Origin of the sequence: Streptomyces sp. HNM0575, from assembly GCF_012726265.1 — a bacterium.
In the GTDB taxonomy this organism is placed as follows: domain Bacteria; phylum Actinomycetota; class Actinomycetes; order Streptomycetales; family Streptomycetaceae; genus Streptomyces.
The window spans coordinates 410,244-425,898 of sequence record NZ_JAASAG010000003.1; the positions used below are offsets into that span (position 1 = coordinate 410,244).

General features: G+C 71.5%; 13 protein-coding genes and 1 pseudogene. 6 read left to right on the plus strand and 8 right to left on the minus strand.

The window, feature by feature from the left end:
- Positions 1-54: 54 nt before the first annotated feature.
- The 4 genes from HCC61_RS09770 to HCC61_RS09785 form a co-directional block, all read right to left on the minus strand.
- Positions 55-978: a carbohydrate ABC transporter permease gene (locus HCC61_RS09770; RefSeq protein ID WP_169134899.1), complete on the minus strand. Its 924-nt coding sequence runs from the start codon at positions 976-978 to the stop codon at positions 55-57.
- Positions 975-2,015, minus strand: a complete 1,041-nt coding sequence (locus HCC61_RS09775; RefSeq protein WP_169134900.1) for a sugar ABC transporter permease — start codon at positions 2,013-2,015, stop codon at positions 975-977. The genes HCC61_RS09770 and HCC61_RS09775 overlap by 4 nt, the downstream gene beginning before the upstream one ends.
- Complete coding sequence (locus HCC61_RS09780) at positions 2,015-3,334, minus strand: extracellular solute-binding protein (RefSeq protein ID WP_169134901.1); 1,320 nt, start codon at positions 3,332-3,334, stop codon at positions 2,015-2,017. Before HCC61_RS09780 ends, HCC61_RS09775 begins: the two co-directional genes overlap by 1 nt.
- Before the next feature lie 121 nt (positions 3,335-3,455).
- Positions 3,456-5,483 (minus strand): beta-galactosidase, encoded by a 2,028-nt coding sequence (locus HCC61_RS09785; protein ID WP_169134902.1) that lies wholly within the window; start codon positions 5,481-5,483, stop codon positions 3,456-3,458.
- A 224-nt stretch (positions 5,484-5,707) separates the two neighbouring features.
- Here HCC61_RS09785 and HCC61_RS09790 point away from each other — a divergent pair, with 224 nt between their 5' ends.
- Together HCC61_RS09790 and HCC61_RS09795 are read left to right on the plus strand one after the other, a co-directional pair.
- Positions 5,708-6,568, plus strand: coding sequence for an SDR family NAD(P)-dependent oxidoreductase (locus HCC61_RS09790; RefSeq protein WP_169134903.1), 861 nt, complete (start codon positions 5,708-5,710; stop codon positions 6,566-6,568).
- 88 nt (positions 6,569-6,656) lie between these two features.
- The gene (locus tag HCC61_RS09795) at positions 6,657-7,385 is read left to right on the plus strand and encodes an FCD domain-containing protein (RefSeq protein ID WP_169134904.1); all 729 of its coding nucleotides are present in this window, start codon (positions 6,657-6,659) and stop codon (positions 7,383-7,385) included.
- A gap of 29 nt (positions 7,386-7,414) precedes the next feature.
- Here the strand turns inward: HCC61_RS09795 and HCC61_RS09800 are convergent, their stop codons facing one another.
- The 4 genes from HCC61_RS09800 to HCC61_RS09815 all read right to left on the minus strand — a co-directional run bounded on the left by HCC61_RS09800 (position 7,415) and on the right by HCC61_RS09815 (position 10,680).
- Positions 7,415-7,630: a DUF397 domain-containing protein gene (locus HCC61_RS09800; protein ID WP_169134905.1), complete on the minus strand. Its 216-nt coding sequence runs from the start codon at positions 7,628-7,630 to the stop codon at positions 7,415-7,417.
- Positions 7,620-8,465 carry a helix-turn-helix transcriptional regulator gene (locus tag HCC61_RS09805; RefSeq protein ID WP_169134906.1) on the minus strand — a complete coding sequence of 282 codons (846 nt, stop codon included), beginning with the start codon at positions 8,463-8,465 and terminating at the stop codon, positions 7,620-7,622. The genes HCC61_RS09800 and HCC61_RS09805 overlap by 11 nt, the downstream gene beginning before the upstream one ends.
- Before the next feature lie 125 nt (positions 8,466-8,590).
- Complete coding sequence (locus HCC61_RS09810) at positions 8,591-9,877, minus strand: SpoIIE family protein phosphatase (RefSeq protein WP_240968737.1); 1,287 nt, start codon at positions 9,875-9,877, stop codon at positions 8,591-8,593.
- A complete protein-coding gene (locus tag HCC61_RS09815) occupies positions 9,877-10,680 on the minus strand; it encodes an alpha/beta hydrolase (protein ID WP_169134907.1) in 804 nt (267 codons plus the stop codon). Before HCC61_RS09815 ends, HCC61_RS09810 begins: the two co-directional genes overlap by 1 nt.
- Positions 10,681-10,832: 152 nt before the next feature.
- Between HCC61_RS09815 and HCC61_RS09820 the strand changes: the two genes are divergently transcribed.
- The 4 genes and pseudogenes from HCC61_RS09820 to HCC61_RS30600 all read left to right on the plus strand — a co-directional run.
- Complete coding sequence (locus HCC61_RS09820; protein ID WP_169134908.1) at positions 10,833-11,396, plus strand: MarR family transcriptional regulator; 564 nt, start codon at positions 10,833-10,835, stop codon at positions 11,394-11,396.
- Between the two features lie 149 nt (positions 11,397-11,545).
- Entirely contained in the window at positions 11,546-12,421 is an 876-nt protein-coding gene (locus HCC61_RS09825; protein WP_346777110.1) for an EamA family transporter, read from the plus strand.
- 203 nt (positions 12,422-12,624) lie between these two features.
- Complete coding sequence (locus tag HCC61_RS09830) at positions 12,625-15,291, plus strand: ATP-dependent Clp protease ATP-binding subunit (protein WP_169134909.1); 2,667 nt, start codon at positions 12,625-12,627, stop codon at positions 15,289-15,291.
- A gap of 128 nt (positions 15,292-15,419) precedes the next feature.
- Positions 15,420-15,599 (plus strand): annotated as a pseudogene (locus HCC61_RS30600) (DUF4236 domain-containing protein); the annotation flags it as partial.
- Positions 15,600-15,655 lie beyond the last annotated feature (56 nt).

Sequence of the window (15,655 nt, forward strand, 5' to 3'; positions counted from 1 at the left end):
AGGTGGTGCGGTTCGGGACTCGGGCGGCAGCGGCACGGGCTCGCCGGCGCGCGCTCACCCCTTGAGGCTGCCCTCGGTCAGACCGGTCCTCCAGTAGCGCTGGAGGACCAGCATCGCGACGGCCAGCGGTATGACGGAGAGGAAGGCGCCGCCGACGGTGTACTGGACGAGCTGCGGCACCCGGTCGGCGGCGGTCTGCCAGGTGGCGAGGCCCAGGGTGATCGGATACTTGTGGTCGTCGGAGAGCATGACCAGGGGCAGGAAGTAGTTGTTCCAGATGCCCACGAACTGGAAGAGGAAGACCGTCACCAGCGCCGGCGACATCAGCCGCAGCACCAGCTGGAAGAAGATCCGCCCTTCCCGCGCCCCGTCCACGCGTGCCGCCTCCAGCAGCGTGTCGTCGACTGCCGACTCGGCGTAGATCCGCGAGAGATAGACGCCGAACGGGCTGACGACGCCGGGGATCAGCACCGCCCAGTAGGTGTTGGTCAGACCGATCTGGTTGAAGAGCAGATACAGCGGGAGGGCGAGCGCGGTGTGCGGCAGCAGTACGCCCGCGAGCACGGCCTTGAACGCCGCCTCCCGGCCCCGGAAGCGGTACTTGGCGAGCGCGAAGCCCGCGGCGGCGGCCAGCAGGGTGGCGAGCAGCGCCCCGACTCCCGCGTACAGCAGCGAGTTGAGCGCCCACTGGAGATAGATGTGGCCGTCGTAGCTGAGGATCTTGCCGATGTTCGCGAGCAGTTGAGGACTGTCGAACCACAGCCCGTTGCTGCCGTACAGCCGCTCCGTGGACTTGGTGGCGGCGATGATCAGCCAGTAGACGGGCAGCAGGAAGTAGCCGGTGGCGATGGCGAGCACCGCGATCAGCAGGATGCGGCCGGGGCCCGGCAGCCTGCGCGGTGCCGCCGTGGCGGGGGAGGGCGCGGGCAGCGGACGGGCGGCGGGGGCCGCGTCGCTCGTGCCGGTGGTGAGGCTCATCGGCCCCTCCGTTCCTTGCGGGTGACGAGGCTGAGGAACCCGAAGGACAAGGCGCAGGCCACGAGGGCGAGCAGCACGGCCTTCGCAGCGGCCAGATAGACGTTGGCGTTGGCGAACGCGTCGTTGTACGCGCTGAGGTTGGGCGTGAAGCTGGCGGTCACCGCGGGCGAGAGCACCCTCATCACCAGCGGCTCGGCGAACAGCTGCATCGTGCCGATGATGGAGAAGACGCAGGTGAGGACGAGCGCCGGGCGCACCAGCGGGATCTTGATCCGCAGCGCCGTCTGCCAGGGCCCGGCGCCGTCGATGCGTGCCGCCTCGTACAGCTCCTGGGGTATGGACTTCAGCTGGGCGACGATGATCAGCATGTTGTAGCCCGCGAACTCCCAGACGACGATGTTCGCGATGGACCACAGCATGTTGTCGTAGCTGAGGAATTCGGGTGAGGCGCTGCCGAGTGCCTCGGTGATGGGGCTGATGCCCGGCACGTACAGGAAGCCCCACAGGATGGTGGCGATGACGCCGGGGATGCCGTACGGCAGGAAGTACGAGGCACGCAGCAGGCCCGCCCAGCGGCTGGAGAGCTGGTCGAGCAGCAGCGCGAGCACCAGTGCCAGCAGCAGCATCACGGGGACCTGTACGACGCCGAAGAGCAGCACGCGGCCGAAACTCTCGATGAAATCGGCCTGTTGGAGCGCGAGCCCGTAGTTCTCCAGGCCGGCGAAGCCGACGGTGGGCTTGCCGAGGCCGAGCGGCCCGTGCCGTTCGACCTTGAGCAGGCTCTGGTAGACGGCGTAGCCGATGGGGAGGACGAAGGCGAAGACGAAGAGCGCGAGGAAGGGGCCGAGGAAGAACCACGCGGCGCGGTCCGGCCGCGGCGAGCGTGCGCCCTGCGCGTAGGTCCGCGCGGAAGCCCGCGCGGGGGAGGTCCCTTCGGGCGGGGTGCCCGCAGGGGAGGCTCCCGCGGCGTGAACTCCCGGCGAGGGGACCGCGGTTGCGGAGGCGTCCTTTCCGGCCGCACCGGCTCCAGTGGCCATCACGCGCTCCTCGCCTTGAGTCCCTTGGCCTGCAAGTCGTCGACGACACGGCCCTGTACGTCGTTCATGGCGTCCACGAGGCTGCCGTCGCCGGCGGTGGCACGGCCGAAGGCGTCCTTGATGTGCTCGAAGGACTGGATGGTGGTCGGCGCCCACTTCCAGGAGGTGTCGACGTGGCTGTCGGAGTCCTGGAAGACCTCGTTGTAGCGCTGGCCGCCGAAGAACGGGTCCGGCTTGCCCAGCGCGGACTTCTTCAGGTCGATACGGGCGCCCGGCCAGCCGTACCCCGCGGCCACCAGCAGGTCGATGCTCTCCGGGTCGGTGTTGAGCCAGTGCGCGAACTGAAGGGCCTCCGCCGGGTGTCGGGTGCCCTGGAGGATCGCCGTCGACGAGCCGCCCCAGTTGGCGGAGTCCGTCTGCCCGGCCTCCCACTGCGGCAGCGGGGCGACCCGCCACTTGCCCTTGGTGCCGGGGGCGTTGCCGCGCAGCAGGGCGTCGCCCCACTGCGCCGCCGGCCAGCTCACCAACTGGCCCGACTGCACGGCCTTGTACCAGGCGCTCTGCGTGTCCGGCATGACGGCGAGGAGCTCGTCCCGCAGCAACCCGTCCCAGAAATCGGCGACTTCGAGCGACGCCCTGCTGTTGACGTCGACTATCCACGTGTCGCCCTCGGAGCGTATCCACCGCGCGCCGCGCTGCCACGGGAACGCCGCGTACCACATGGCGTTGTTGGGCGGGAACGCGCAGATGCGGGAGCCGTGCTTCTTGATCTTGAGCGCGGCCGTGCGGAACTCGTCCCAGGTGCGCGGGACTTGGATGTCCCAGCGTTCGAAGAGGTCCTTGCGGTAGTAGTACGCCATGGGTCCGGAGCCCTGCGGCACCGCGAAGACGTCCTCGCCGAACACCCCTTGCTTCCACTGCCAGTCGACGTAGGAGCCCTTGAGCTTTTCGGCCCCGTACTCGCTGAGGTTCGTCAGGCCGTTGACGAGCATGAACTCCGGCAGCGCGTAGTACTCGACCTGGGCGAGGTCCGGGGGAGATCCGGCCTTCAGCGCGGAGTGCATCTTCTGGTAGCCGCCCTGGGTGTTGGCGGGCACGATCTGCACCTCGACGTGGATGTCGGGGTGCGTCCTGTTCCACAGGGCGACCGCCTTCTGGAGCGGTACCCACGTCCAGAAGACCAGCCTCGTCTTGCGGCCCTCGGTGCGCGGCGCCTGCTCGGTGAGCCGGGCGGCGCCCGCCGACTCGCCGCACGCGGCGAGGGCCGGGGCCGCGGCTGCCGCGGCGCCCCACGCGAGGACCTTTCTACGGACGGGCATCCGACCTCCTTGTCAGATCTGCCGGCTCCTTCTCGGACCTGCCTGGTTCTCAGCGCTCCAGCAGGGCTCGGCGCTCCGGTACGGTTCAGCGCTCCGGTACGGTTCAGTGCTCCGGTACGGCTCAGCGCTCCAGCACGGCGACGCCGCGCGGCGGCAGCGTCACGGTTGAGACCGGCCCGGAGCCGTCGGGGCCCAGCCGGTCGCGCATCGGCTCGGGCAGCCGGACGACCGCCTCGCCGTCGCCGTGGTTGAGCAGGAACAGAAAGCGGTGCTCGTCGTCCTCGCGCACCGTGGCCTGGACGCGGGCGGGCAGCCCCGGAAGCACGGGCCGCACATCCGCCTCCTCCCGCACGTGGTCCAACAGGCCCCGCAGCGCGGCCGGTTCGAGCCGGGTGCCGATGTACCAGGCCGCACCGGAGCCGTAGGAGTGCCGGGTGACGGCGGGACCTCCCGCCAGTTCGCCGTCGCCGAAGACCGCCACGGTCTCGGCGCCCTCCGTCTCGATGGACTCCGACCACAGGTCGCCGGTGACGCCGGAGCCGGGCACCGCGCCCAGCGGCCCCGCGCCCTGGACGGAGACGCTCGCACCCTCGTCCAGCGGCCAGAACTCCTCCACGCGGAGCCCGAGCAACTGCCGCAGCGGCGCCGGGTATCCGCCGGGATGCACGCGGTCGCACCCGTCGACGATGCCGGAGAAGAACGAGACGACCAGGTGCCCGCCGCCCTCGACGTACTCCTCAAGACGCCGCGCGTCGTCCTCGCCCAGCAGATACAGGTTCGGCACGATCACGAGCCGGTAGCCCGACAGCTCACCCCACGGCGGCAGTACGTCGCAGGCCACGCCCGCCTCGAACAGGGCCCGGTGATGGGCACGGTTGATCTGCGTCTGGTCCAGCGCCGTGGAGGGACGCGAGTCGAGCTCCAGCGCCCACCAGCTGTTCCAGTCCGTCAGCAGTGCCGCGCCGGCGTGCGAGCGGGTGCCCGCGATCTCCGGTACGGAGGCCAACTCCCGGCCCAGCTCGCTCACTTCGCGGAAGATCCGGGTGCCGGTGCCGCCGTGCGGAACCATCGCCGAGTGGAACTTCTCGGCGCCGCCCAGTGACTGACGCCACTGGAAGAACATGATCGCGTCGGCGCCCTGCGCGATCGCCTGCCAGCTCCACAGGCGCATCGCGCCGGGCGGCTTCGGGCTGTTGCGCGGGCGCCAGTTGACGGCACTGGGCGCCTGCTCCAGCAGCAGCCACGGCTGTCCGCCGCGCGCCGAGCGCATCACGTCGAAGCTCAGCGCCGCGCCCTGGTGCGTGTCCGGGTCGTAGGGGTCCTGGTAGAAGTCCAGTGACATCACGTCCTGGTGGCGCGCCCATTCGAAGGCGTCGACGGGCTTGTGATGCGGCATCAGGTTCGTCGTCACGGGCACGCCGGGCGTGACGCGGCGCAGCACCGCCAGTTCCGCGAGATAGCACTGCCGCAGCGCGTCGTCGCTGAAGCGCCAGTAGTCCAGCTGTTGTGAGGGGTTGGCGAAGGTCGGCGCCAGCCGCGGCGGCAGCACCTCGTCGAACGAGCCGTACTGCTGGGACCAGAAGGCCGTGGACCAGGCCTCGTTGAGGGCCTCGACGGTGCCGTAGCGCTCACGCAGCCAGCGCCGGAAGTCGGCGGCCGACTCGTCGCAGAAGCACTGGCGGATGTGGCAGCCGTACTCGTTGCCGACGTGCCACACCTCCAGGGCGGGGTGCTGTGCGTAGCGCGTCGCGAGCCGCTCGACGAGCCGGGTGGCGTACTCGCGGTAGACGGGGCTGGAGGGGCAGTAGTGCTGCCGGCCGCCCGGCCACTTGCGGCGGCCGTCCGCCGTCTCCGGCAGGATCTCCGGGTGCAGCCGCGTCAGCCACGGCGGCGGTGACGCGGTCATCGTCGCCAGGCATACGCGCAGACCGGCCTGCGAGAGATTGTCCAGTACGCGGTCGAACCAGCCGAAGTCGTACTCGCCGGGCCGCGGTTCGACCTTCGCCCACGCGAAGACGCCCGCCGTCACCATGGTGACCCCGGCCTCCTTCATCAGCCGGGTGTCCTCGGCCCACACCTCCTCGGGCCACTGCTCCGGGTAGTAGTCGCCGCCGAAGTGGATCCGCCTGTCCGGCCTGTCTGCCCTCATGCCTGTGCGCACCTTCGGGTCGTCGGTTGCCGTCACATGCCAAGCCATGGTCAATCCATTAATTATGAATTAACGTAAGGGCGGCCCGTGGAGGGGTCAACCCTTCCCGCGCCGGTCCGTGCAGCCGGTCCTCGCGGCCGGTCCGCGCGGCGTCACGTACGGCGGCGTGCGGCGGTTGCGCGGCGCGGCCGGGCACAGCAGCGAGGAGCCCGAGGAGCGGCACGATGACAGGGCCGACGCCAGACCATGACAGCGGCGGACGCCGCGAGCCCGGGGAGTCCCGGGGCTCAACCGGCGGGCGTGACACCGGCGTTGGGGCCGACGGCCGGGTCCCCGCGGGACGCTTCCATGCCCGTACCGCCGTCGTAACCGGCTCCGCCGCCGGCATCGGCGCGGCCACCGCACGCCGCCTCGCCGAGGAGGGCGCCGCCGTCGTGGTCGCCGACGTCGACGAGCGGCACGGCGCACAGGTCGCGGCGCGGATACGCGAGAGCGGCGGCGAGGCCGCCTTCGTGCACGCCGACGTCGCGCGGGAGGACGCCTGGCGGCGCATCGTCGAGGCCGCCCACGCCTACGGGCCGGTCGGCGTGCTGGTGAGCAACGCCGTGAAGGTCGAGATCGCCCCCGCGCACGAGACCACGCCCGAGTCCTGGGAGCGGCAGATCTCCGTCGGACTCACCGCCGCCTACCTCGGTGTACGGGCCTGTCTGGACGATCTGCGCGCCGAGCGCGGAGCGGTGGTGCTCGTCTCCTCCGTGCACGCCCACCGCGGCATCCCGGGCCACCCCGCCTACGCGGCGGCGAAGGGCGGACTGCTGTCGCTCAGCGGCCAGTTGACCGTCGAGTACGGGCCGGAGGTGCGCTTCAACACCGTGCTGCCGGGCCCCGTGCTCACCGGGCTGTGGGACCGGGTGCCCGAGGACGAGCGCGCCGCCAGCGTCGCGGAGACCGCCGCCCGCCGCTTCGGCACGCCGGAAGAGGTCGCCTCGGCCATCGCTTACCTCGCCTCGCCGGAGGCGTCGTATGTGACGGGGGCGAGCCTGCTCGTCGACGGCGGATGGAGCGTCATGAAGTCCTCGGCGTGACAGGGGAGTTCAGAGTCCGGCGGGGGAGCGGGCGGGGGACCGGGGGGCCATACGGGCCGTACCGACCAGGAGAGAGAAGGTTCAGGGCATGTCCGGTTACGCGCGCCGCGGGGTCCACGGCCAGACCGTCGAGGCCATCGCGCACCGGGTGCTCGGCGGCCGCATCGGCGAGGGCGACACGCTCGACCTGGGCGCGCTCCAGGCCGAACTGGGCGTCAGCCTCACGGTGTTGCGCGAATCGCTGAAGGTGCTCGCCGCGAAGGGCATGGTCGACGCCCGCCAGAAGCGGGGCACGTTCGTACGGCCGCGCTCCGACTGGCACTTCCTCGACGCGGACGTGCTGCGCTGGCAGTTCGAGTCCGCGGAGGGACCGGAGGCGGGCGCGGGCAACCCGCTGCTGCGCGACCTCGGCGAGGTGCGCGGCATCGTCGAACCGGCGGCGGTACGGCTGGCGGCGCAGCGCCGTACGGACGACGACCTCGCCGCCCTGGACACGGCACTCGACGCGATGACCCGCGCCTCCGTGGTCGGCGACGAGGCCGTGGACGCCGACCTCGCCTTCCACGGGGCGCTTCTGGCCGCCTCGCACAACGAGATGCTGGAGCGGATGGAGATGGTCATCGCCACGGGTCTCGCCTTCCGCGACCGGCTCGTGCACGCCTCCGGCCACCGCCCGCAGGACCCCGTGCCCAGCCACGGCGCCGTACTCGACGCCGTACGGGCAAGGGACGCGGACGCGGCGGAGAGCACGATGCGGGCCCTGCTCCAGCAGTCGGCCCGCGACCTGGAGGAGATCCACCGCGCGGGCGGGGGGTGAGGGCCGGCGGCGAGGTGGCCGCCCCGGCCTCACCGGGCGGCGCGGCCCGCCGCGTACGCCAAGAACGCCGCCCACTGCCGAGGCTGCACGCACAGCACGGGCCCGGGCAGGGACTTGGAGTCCCGCACGTGCACGGTGCCGCGCAGCGCGGCGACCTCGACGCAGTCGCCGCCACTGGAGCCGCTGTAACTGCTCTTGAACCAGACCGACTTGTCCGTGTCGACGACGTTCCGCTCAGCGTTCATTGCTCCCTGCCAGCTGCTCGATGAACCTCGCGGACTCTCCGGCATGCAGAGCCTGCGACCGCAGCTTGCCATACCGCAGCCCGAAGACGCTCACCTGCGCGGGGTCGCTGACCACGTTGCCGACGCCCTGCGACTCGAAGTAGCCGAAGTGCTGGTGCTCAGCGGTCTCCACCAGGACGATCGGCCCTTCGAGACCGGGGTGGTACCCGTGCTCCGAGGGCATCACCTGGATCTCGACATTGCCCAACCGGCCCTGCTCCAGCAGTTGTTGCAGCTGACGTCGCATGATCTCGCGGCCCCCGACGGGGTTGCGCAGCGCGGCCTCGCCGATGATGAACGCCAGCTCGACCGTCGGGTTCCTCGTCAGGAGGGTCTGTCTGCTCATCCTGGCGTCGACGCTGTATTCGACGGCGTCTTCGGAGAGGCGCGGGCAGTGTCCTTCGAAGAGGGTGCGTGCGTAGCCCTCTGTCTGCAACAACCCGGGGATCATCAACGGATCGTACGAACTGCGGCTCACCGCTTCCATCTCGATCAGGACGAAGTCCCGGAAGAACGCGGGCAGTTTGGCGAAGTCGACTTCGTCCTGGAGGACTTGGAGCGCACCGCCCGCCTCCAGCGCCCGCTCGGCCGCCGCCGTGAAGGGAGCCTTCGCCGGGCGGCGGCCCTGTTCCACCGACGACACGGACTCGGCCGAATAGCTGATGCGGTCGGCCAACTCCTCCTGAGTCAGCCGGGCGTTCTCGCGGAAGAGCTTCAGCAGCTTCCCGTAGCCGACCCAGATCGCGGGCCGGTCGTCGTTCTTCCTGCCGGACTGCTTGCCGTTCGTGCTGCCCATGCGCGCCTCATGTCGTCAACGTCGATGAAAGGACCAACGCCGGTGCGTGCGCGGGGGCACGGTCAGCGGGCCGTACAAGACGGGGCGCCGCTCGTACAGGACCGTACGGGGCCGGTTCAGTACGTTCAGTACGGTGCCGCCGCGCCCGGCACCCCCAGTGCCAGCAGCGCCGCGTCGTCCTCCAGGCCCTCGCCGAACGCGTTCAGCAGCTGTGCCATCGCGGTGACGGTCTCGTCGGCGGGGCAGGGCGCGAGGACGTCGGCGTAGCCGAGCAGCGCGTCGTCGCCGTATCGGTCGCCCGCGGCGGTCGCGGTGTGCGCCTCGGTGAGTCCGTCGGTGTAGAAGAGCAGCGTGTCCCCGGCGTTCAGGCGCACCGTCGTGGTGGCCACCCGCGGCGCGGCGAGCGCGCCGATCAGCTGACCGCCCGGGGTCGGCACATACGTGGCGCTGCCGGAGCCGCGCAGGAGCAGCGCATTGGGGTGCCCGCCGCTGGCCAGCGTGACCTCGAAGCCGCCCCTCTCGGGTGTGAGCAGCCCGAACAGGACCGTGCAGAACCGCGGGTCGTGTTCGTAATCGGCCGTGTTGAGAACGGTGTTGAGGTTGTTGAGCACGGTCACGGGATCCGGGTTGTAGACGGCCGCGGCCCGCAGCGTGTAGCGGGCGAGCGAGGTCAGCACCGCGGCGGGCGCGCCCTTGCCGCACACGTCGCCGATGAACAGTCCCCAGGTGTCCTTGCCGAGGGGGAAGAGGTCGTAGAAGTCTCCGCTGACCTCGTCGGGCGAGGCGATGTGGTAGTAGGCGGTGACTCCGAGGCCGGGAGGCGAGGCCAACGCAGGGGGCACCAGCGTCTGCTGAAGGGTGCTCAGCAGCCGCTGGGAGTGCTCCCGTTCCTGCTCGGCCTTCTCCCTGGAGTGCAGCAGTTCGCTCTCGTAGGCGCGGCGGTCGCGGGCGTCGTTCACGGTCGTACGGATCAGCTGCGGCTGGCCCGCGACGTCCCGCTTGACCACGGAGCTGATCAGCACGGGCAGCCGCGACCCGTCGGCGGTCTTCAACTCCAGTGCGACGCCGCTGACTTCACGCTGGAGGTGGAGCAGCGGCGCGAAGTGGGTCTCGTGGTAGAGCTTGCCGCCGACCGTCAGCAGATCGACGAAGCGCATGCGGTCGACGACCTCGTCACGCGAGCGGCCCAGCCAACTGAGAAGCGTGCGGTTGGCCTTCACGATCAGCCCGTCGATCCGGGTGGAGAGATAGCCGCACGGCGCGTTCTCGTACAGATCCTCGGGGTCCTCCCGCGGTTCGGCGGCCGCGGGCGTCTCCTCCTCCCGCGCGCTGTCCGCGGAAGCACGGCCGTGCTGCCACATCGGCTCATGCGCCCTGCGCTCCGCCCTCCCCGCCCAGTCGGCGCCGGACATCATCGGCCGCCGGACGCGAACTCGGCGATGGCCCGGGCCGTGGTCGCAGGCGAGCTGAGCTGGGGACAGTGGCCCACGGCGTCGAGCGTCACCAACTCGCTGCCGGGGATCGACCTGTGCACGTACGCACCGACCTCCCGCGGCGCGATCACGTCCTGAGCCACCTCGATCACCCGCGTCGGCACGGTCACGCGGCCCAGGTCCGCGCGGTTGTCGGAGAGGAAGGTCGCGCGGGCGAAGACCCTGGCCACCGCCGGGTCGAGCCGGCAGAAGCTGTTGGTCAACTCCTCGGTCAGCTCCGGGCGTTCGGGGTTGCCCATGACGACGGGCGCCAACGACTGCGACCAGCCGAGGTAGTTGCTGTCCAGGGACTCCAGCAGCTCGTCGATGTCCTCGGCGCTGAACCCGCCGCGGTATCCCTCGTCGTCGACGTATCGCGGCGAGGGCGTGAGCAGGATCAGCCTCTCGAAGAGCTCGGGCCGCCACGAGGCGGCCAGTACGGCGATGACGCCGCTCACCGAGTGCCCGACGAGTACGAGCGGCCCGAGGCCGAGTTCGTCGCAGATCGCCAGCAGGTCCTCGGCGTAGGCGTCGAGGGTGGAGTACCTCTGCTCGCTCCATGTGGAGACGTCCGCCTTCCCCGTCCCCACGTGGTCGAAGAGCACGAGTCTGAAGTGCCGGGCCAGTTCGGGTGTCACCAGGCGCCACATGTTCTGGTCGCAGCCGAAGCCGTTCGCGAGCATCATCACCGGCCCGTCCTCGCGGCCGGTGATCACGACATTGTTCCTGGTCACCACATCCATATCGCCTCTATTGTCCCACTTCGCCCTTGTTCGGGCCGGGTCGGAGCGGGGACGGAGAACGGGCGGAGAACGGGCGGAGAACGGGCGCAGGGCCCGGCGGACTCTGCGCCGGGGCATTGCGTCCGGCGCGGGGGAGGGGATATGCATGAGTCATGCATGACGCAAACCGCACGGCCAATCTCCTCGGCGCCACCGCCCTCGCCGTCAGCGACCTGGCCCTCACCGGAGCCACCCGGGCCGCCGGAGTCAGCGCCAGCGGCGCCGCCGCCCTCGTGGTGCTCTCCGCCTCGCCCGGCCTGAGCGTCACCGAACTGGGCCGCCGCGTCGGCCTGTCACAGCCCGCCGCCGCGCGCATGGTCGACTCGCTTCAGTCGGGCGGCCTGGTGGAGCGCCGCCAGGGCCCCGGCCGCTGGGTCTCCGTGAAGGCGACCGCCGCAGGCCGCCGTACGGCGCGGACGATGCTCGCCGCGAGGGGCACACCGCTCAGCGGGATCGTCGAAGCGCTCGACGAGGGGGAGCGGGAGACCCTGGACGCCCTGCTGGAGAAGCTGCTGACGCGCCTGTACGGGGAGGTCGGCGACGCCGACCTGGTCTGCCGGCTGTGCGACCGCGAAGGTTGTGTGCGCGGCGGCGCCGTCTGCCCGGTGGGGCAGGCGGAGCGCGACGAGCGGAGCGAAGGCGGCGACGACGGGCGCCCCGAGCCGGGCGGCGGCTGACGGGTACGCGATGCCCCGCGCCGCGAGCCTGCTGCCCTGTGAGTCTTCTGCCCTGCGACCCCTCGCGCCGCGAACCTCCTGCCTCCGAGCCTTCTGCCCTCCGACTCCTCGCGCCGTGCGGGCCGCCATGTGACGGGAGTTGATCCGGCGTGACGGGCGCTCTGCTCGCGCTCGCCTCGGCCGCCTGCTACGGCGTCGCCGACTTCACCGGCGGGCTCCTCTCGCGCCGTGCCGACTTCGTACTCGTCGCGCTCGCCGGGCAGGCAGGGGGCCTCGCCTTCACCGTGGTGGCCGCCGCGCTGCTCCCGGCGCCCGCGCCCGCGGGCGGCGACCTCGCATGGGGCGCGCTGTCCGGGGCGGGCACCGGCCTCGGCATGCTCTTCCTCTACCGGGGGCTGAGCCGGGGCGCGATGAGCGTCGTCGTGCCGGTCAGCGCCGTGGGAGGCGTGGCCCTTCCCGTACTGGCCGGGGTCGTACTCCTCGGGGACCGGCCGGACCCGCTGTCGTGGCTGGGGATCACGACCGCCGTGCCCGCCCTCTGGCTGGTGTCGCGCAACGGCACGGGCGGCACCGCGTCCCATGCCGCGCGGGGCGCCTCCCTGGACGGGCTGGTCGCCGGTGCCGGCATCGCGCTCCAGTACGTGGCGCTGGCGCAGGCGGGCGAGGGCTCCGGCGTCTGGCCCGTCGCCGCCGGGCGCGTGGCCGCCCTCGCAGTGATCGCCGTGATCGCGCCCGCCGTGCTGCGTTCACCGGGTCCGCGGCGCGGGAGCCCTCGGGGGAGCGGACTGCCGCGGCCGCACGCGGCCGGTGCCGCTGCGACCGGGCTGGTCGCCGCGCTCGCCCTCGTGCTCTACCTCTCGGCCGTACGGGAGCAGATCGTCACCGTCGCCGTCGTGCTCTCCTCCCTCTACCCCGTGATCCCCGTGCTGCTCGGGCTCACGTTGCTGCACGAGCGGCCCGCCCCGCTCCAGACCGTCGGACTGCTCGCCGCCGCCGTGGCCGTCGTGCTGCTGACCGCCGGCTGACCGCACGGGCGGCGGCCCGCTGCCGGTCAGCCGCCGGTCACATCGCCGGTCACATCGCCGGTCACATCGGCGGACGTCGTCCGTAGCCGCCCGGCACCGCCCGCCCACGTGTCGTGCGGCCGTACGAGGGAACCCCGCACCGGAAGCTTGATGCAGCCGACACAGCGTGGCCCGGTGAGATCGGGTCAGCGGGACGGACACCTATGACCAGCGGGTACATGGGTCCCGAGGACTTCGGCAGGGACCCGTTCGGAGACTTCATCGCGCGCTTTCTGGGGGGCGCCGAGTCGCCCGGCGGAAGCGGCAGGCGCCGTGACCCCCGCTACTACGACTTTCTCCGTCTGATGAGCGAACCGGCGAGGGAGCTCGTCTCCGAAGCGGCCTCGTACGCCGCGGAGCACGGCAGCAGCGACCTCGACACCGAGCATCTGCTCCGCGCGGCGCTCACCACCGAACCGACCCGCACGATGATCGACCGGGCCGGTGCGGACGTCGACGCGCTCGCCCGGAACATCGACCGGGAGGTCGGGGACGGCACGCCCCGCAAGTCCATCTCCGTCAGCCCCGCCGTCAAGCGTGCGCTGCTGGACGCCCACGACATCGCCCGTACCAGGGGCGCCTCCTACATCGGCAGCGAGCACGTGCTCATCGCGCTCGCCGCCAACCGCGACTCCACGGCCGGGCAGATCCTCAACGCGGCGCACTTCGACCCGCGTTCGGCCTCCTCGGGCCCCTTCCCCGGCCAGCCCGGCCAGGGCGCACCCGGATACCCGGGCGCGCAGGGCGCGGGAGGCGAGGGTGCTCCCGGCCGCGGACAACAGGGCAAGCCGCCGCGCACCGAGACGCCCAACCTCGACAAGTACGGCACCGATCTGACGGAGATGGCCCGGGACGGCCGCATCGACCCCGTGATCGGCAGGGACGTGGAGATCGAGCAGACCATCGAGATCCTCGCCCGGCGCGGCAAGAACAACCCGGTGCTCATCGGAGAGGCCGGCGTCGGCAAGACCGCGATCGTGGAGGGCCTGGCCCAGCGCATCATGGAGGCCGACGTGCCGGACAACCTGGTCGGGCGCCGCGTCGTCCAGCTCGACGTCTCCGGCGTCGTCGCCGGCACCCGCTACCGGGGCGACTTCGAGGAACGGCTCAACGGCATCATCGACGAAATCCGCGAGCACTCCGAGAAGTTGATCATCTTCATCGACGAGCTGCACAACGTCGTCGGCGCGGGCGGAGGCGGCACCGAAGGCGGCTCCATGGATGCCGGCAACATGCTCAAGCCGCCGCTCTCCCGCGGCGAGCTGCACGTCATCGGCGCCACCACCCTGGAGGAGCACCGCCGGTACATAGAGAAGGACGCGGCGCTCGCGCGGCGCTTCCAGCCCGTGCTCGTACCGGAGCCGAGCGTGCCCGACGCGGTGGAGATCCTGCGCGGACTGCGCGACCGCTACGAGGCGCACCACCAGGTCCGCTACACCGGCGACGCGCTGATCGCCGCCGTCGAACTCTCCGACCGCTATCTCACCGGCCGCTACCTGCCCGACAAGGCCATCGACCTGCTGGACCAGGCCGGCGCCCGCGTACGGCTGCGGAACGCCACCCGCGGCACCGACGTGCGCGCCCTGGAGCGGGAGGCCGAGCAGATCAACCGGGACAAGGACCAGGCCGTCGCCGCCGAGGACTACGAGCGGGCCACGCAGCTGCGCGACCGTCTCGCGGAGGTCGAGAAGGAGATCAGCCGCGACGACCGCAAGCAGCATCCCAACGGCCGGATCGCCGAGGTCACCGTCGAGGACATCGCCGACATCGTCTCCCGCCAGACGGGCATCCCCGTCAGCAACCTCACGCAGGAGGAGAAGGAACGCCTGCTCGGCATGGAGGAGCGGCTGCGCGAGCGCGTCATCGGCCAGGACGAAGCCGTCTCCGCCGTCTCCGACGCCGTGCTGCGCTCCCGCGCCGGGCTCTCCAGCCCGTCCAGGCCCATCGGCAGCTTCCTCTTCCTCGGTCCCACCGGCGTGGGCAAGACCGAACTGGCCCGCGCGCTCGCGGAGTCGCTGTTCGGCACCGACGACCGGATGGTGCGGCTCGACATGAGCGAGTACCAGGAGCGGCACACCGTCAGCAGGCTCGTGGGCGCACCTCCCGGCTACGTCGGACACGAGGACGCCGGGCAGCTCACCGAGACCGTGCGCCGCAACCCGTACTCCCTGCTGCTCCTCGACGAGATCGAGAAGGCCCACGCCGACGTCTTCAACATGCTGCTCCAGGTGCTCGACGACGGGCGGCTGACGGACTCGCAGGGCCGCACCGTCGACTTCACCAACACCGTCGTCGTGATGACCAGCAACCTCGGATCCGAGGCCATCGCGGGACGCGGCGCCGGCATCGGCTTCGGCGGCGGCGACGAGGAGGACGAGGAGGACGCGCGCCGCGAGCGCGTGATGCGTCCGCTGCGCGAGCACTTCAGGCCGGAGTTCCTCAACCGCATCGACGAGATCGTCATCTTCCGCCGGCTCTCCGACGAAGAGCTGCGCACCATCACCGACATGATGCTGGACGAGACCCGGCACCGGGTCCACGCGCAGGACCTGGCCATCGAGTTCGCGCCCGCGGCCATCGACTGGCTCGTGCAGCGCGGCTACCAACCCGAGTACGGGGCACGGCCGTTGCGCCGCACCATCCAGCGCGAGGTGGACAACCAGCTCTCGCGGATGCTGCTCAGCGGCGAACTCAAGCCGCACACCAGGCTGCTGGTCGACGTCGAGTCCGGGGAGCTGGTCTTCCGCACCGACGGCGAGCAGGCCGCCCAGGTCGGAGGGGACACGGGCGGAGGCGGCACGGGCGGTGACGGCTCCGCCTCGGAAGGGTAGTGAACTCCCAGGCACCCGCCGGGCGTTGCACCGCCCGCCCGGGCCGCCGCCCGGTCACCGCCCGGCCCTCCGTCCGGGCTCATGTACGTACGACACGGGTCCCGTCGGGCCCCGCCGAGGAGGCGATGATGCCGCTGACCTTCCGCCGGAGCATCCGGATACTGCCCGGGGTCCGGCTGAACATCAACCGCAGGTCGTGGTCGGTGACCACGGGCGGCGCCTGGGGACCGCGCCGCACGTTCAGCTCCACGGGGCGCCGCACGACCTCGATGGACCTGCCGGGCCCTCTCGGGTACCGGCACACCACCGCCCGCGGCAGCCGTCGGCGCAGCAGGAGCAGCAGCGGGTACGGAGTTGGGGACGG

Bases quoted from the DNA above. Each gene is read 5' to 3' on its own strand.
- HCC61_RS09810 (WP_240968737.1), bottom strand. From the start codon at position 9,877: ATGTCCGGCGCCGACTGGGCGGGGAGGGCGGAGCGCAGGGCGCATGAG.
- HCC61_RS09790 (WP_169134903.1), top strand. From the start codon at position 5,708: ATGACAGGGCCGACGCCAGACCATGACAGCGGCGGACGCCGCGAGCCC.
- HCC61_RS09795 (WP_169134904.1), top strand. From the start codon at position 6,657: ATGTCCGGTTACGCGCGCCGCGGGGTCCACGGCCAGACCGTCGAGGCC.
- HCC61_RS09830 (WP_169134909.1), top strand. From the start codon at position 12,625: ATGACCAGCGGGTACATGGGTCCCGAGGACTTCGGCAGGGACCCGTTC.
- HCC61_RS09800 (WP_169134905.1), bottom strand. From the start codon at position 7,630: ATGAACGCTGAGCGGAACGTCGTCGACACGGACAAGTCGGTCTGGTTC.
- HCC61_RS09785 (WP_169134902.1), bottom strand. From the start codon at position 5,483: ATGAGGGCAGACAGGCCGGACAGGCGGATCCACTTCGGCGGCGACTAC.
- HCC61_RS09805 (WP_169134906.1), bottom strand. From the start codon at position 8,465: ATGGGCAGCACGAACGGCAAGCAGTCCGGCAGGAAGAACGACGACCGG.
- HCC61_RS09780 (WP_169134901.1), bottom strand. From the start codon at position 3,334: ATGCCCGTCCGTAGAAAGGTCCTCGCGTGGGGCGCCGCGGCAGCCGCG.
- HCC61_RS09775 (WP_169134900.1), bottom strand. From the start codon at position 2,015: ATGGCCACTGGAGCCGGTGCGGCCGGAAAGGACGCCTCCGCAACCGCG.
- HCC61_RS09820 (WP_169134908.1), top strand. From the start codon at position 10,833: ATGCATGACGCAAACCGCACGGCCAATCTCCTCGGCGCCACCGCCCTC.
- HCC61_RS09770 (WP_169134899.1), bottom strand. From the start codon at position 978: ATGAGCCTCACCACCGGCACGAGCGACGCGGCCCCCGCCGCCCGTCCG.
- HCC61_RS09815 (WP_169134907.1), bottom strand. From the start codon at position 10,680: ATGGATGTGGTGACCAGGAACAATGTCGTGATCACCGGCCGCGAGGAC.